The organism is Paramuribaculum intestinale, assembly GCF_003024925.1.
Lineage (GTDB): Bacteria > Bacteroidota > Bacteroidia > Bacteroidales > Muribaculaceae > Paramuribaculum > Paramuribaculum intestinale.
Genome location: NZ_PUED01000292.1, coordinates 1 through 2,077 on the forward strand (window position 1 = coordinate 1; position 2,077 = coordinate 2,077).

General features: G+C 49.5%; 1 protein-coding gene. It reads right to left on the reverse strand.

What is annotated here, in order from left to right:
- Positions 1 to 2,077: helicase-like domain-containing protein (locus C5O24_RS12875; RefSeq protein WP_262497767.1), on the reverse strand; the 2,077-nt coding region annotated here is incomplete at both ends.

Here is a 2,077-nt window from a genome sequence, read left to right on the forward strand (position 1 = left end):
CATACGCTCAACGGCAACCTCATTGTTATGGATGTCAACCCTGATGGTTTTCAGACGGAACTCTGAATCGCCACGGCCTTTGTTGAAAGATTTGCGCTCGCTCTCCAGTGAGGCTATGCGCTTTTCAAGTTTCGCCTTTTCCAAAAGATCGGTATTGCCTGACAGGATAGCCATGTATTCCGAGAAGTTCATTCCCGTTTTTTCATCCATTGCTCCCTCGTCAATGGTTCTCGCACCGAGTGCGCCACTCTTCAGCTGGGCAATGAACGTGGCCTTGCAATGAAGCAGATTGAACTTGTAGGAGTCAAGCGACTTCTCTACCGCATAGATGATTACGTCCACCTTATTGTCAGCGTAAAGTTTGGCTATCTCGTTCCCGGCTCGTATCCCGCGACCGTTGCGCTGTTCAAGGTCACTCGGTCGCCATGGTGTGTCATCATGATGAATCGCCACACACCTTTTCTGAGCGTTTACTCCGGTGCCGAGCATTGATGTGGAGCCGAACAGAACGCGGATGTCTCCGTCGTTAGTGGCTTGTATCACAGCCTTTCTCGACCGTTCGGTCTTACATTCTTGTATAAACCTTATCTCATGGGGCGGTATGCCGTAATCCTCTATAAGCTTTCTCTTGACCTCGGAATAAAAATTCCACTCTCCCGGCTTGTAAGTCCCAAGATCGGAAAATACAAACTGTGTGCCGCGCTGCTCATCATACTTGTGATAGTATTCGGCTATCATCTTGGCGCAGTGCGAGGCCTTGTTGTTCGGGTCATCGGAGTATGATGGATCTATCATTCTCATGTCAAGAGCCATTTTTCGGGCATAGTCGGTGGCAATAAGCATCTTCGCTTTCTCCTCGGTTTCAGACAATGGCGCACGACCTAAGATTGTGGCATCACCGCTTTTGGCAAATTCCATAAGTTTCTGGATAAATTCCTCCTGCTGTGGCGTGGGCGGGATATTGTGCAGTATCTCATTCTTCATCGGTCGGTCAACGCCGACATCCTCGGCTGTGCGGTAGTCGGTTATCTCATTGTAGAAAGCCGCCAGTTCCGGCACCTTGATGAAGTATCGGAAACGCTCCTTTGCGACTATGTTGTTTGTGACATTAAACTCATAGTCGGTAGTCTTCTTTGCGAAGATAGCCGCCCATGCGTCGAAACACCGAATCTCCTGCCTTTCAAGTTCTTTCGGGCGAAGATACTTGAACAACAAGTAAAGTTCTGTCAGAGAATTACTGATTGTAGTACCCGACAGGAATGTAGCACCGAGGTCTTTGCCCGTCCGTTCCTGAATAGTGCGTATGGCATAGAGTAGATTGAGCGCGCGTTGGGAGCCTTCGGAATTGCCGAGCCCGGCAACCCGGTCGTGACGGGTGTTAAACATGAGATTCTTGAACTGGTGGCTCTCGTCCACAAAGATATGGTCAATGCCCATTTGCTTGAAATCCACGACGCTGTCCTTGTTCTGCTCCATCTGATATTGGATAGTCGCTATCTTGGCTGTCAGGTTTTCCTTGCGCTTGATGAGCCCTTTCAGCATACCGCGCGATATGTCATGCCCTTGCTGCTTGACAACTTCGAGATTTTCCTCCACTGTATCAAGCTCAGCTTGCAGAATCTGTTGCTGCATTTCCGGCGACTGGGGTATCTTGCCGAACTGGTCGTGCGACATGATGATACAGTCATAGTCGTTGTTCTTGATCTGGTTGAAAAAGGCCACTCGGTTCTCTGCCTTGAAACTCTTTTCATCGGCATAGAGGATTCTCGCATTTGGATATGCGGTCTGATATGTCATCGCAATTTCAGCGACATTCGCCTTCAGGCCGATAATCATAGGCTTGTGGGCGAGTCCGAGACGCCTCATCTCATGCGCCGCAATGCACATTATCAGCGTCTTGCCGCACCCTACCTCAAAATCGCAAATACCGCCTCCGTTCTGTTTAAGCATCCAGACACAATCTTTCTGCGAGGGATACAATGAATGCACCCCGTAGCGGTCGCCAAGCATCTTCAGATTCAGGTCGGGGAATGTCTGATGTGAGCCGTCATACTTTGGACGAACGAAGCAGTTGAAC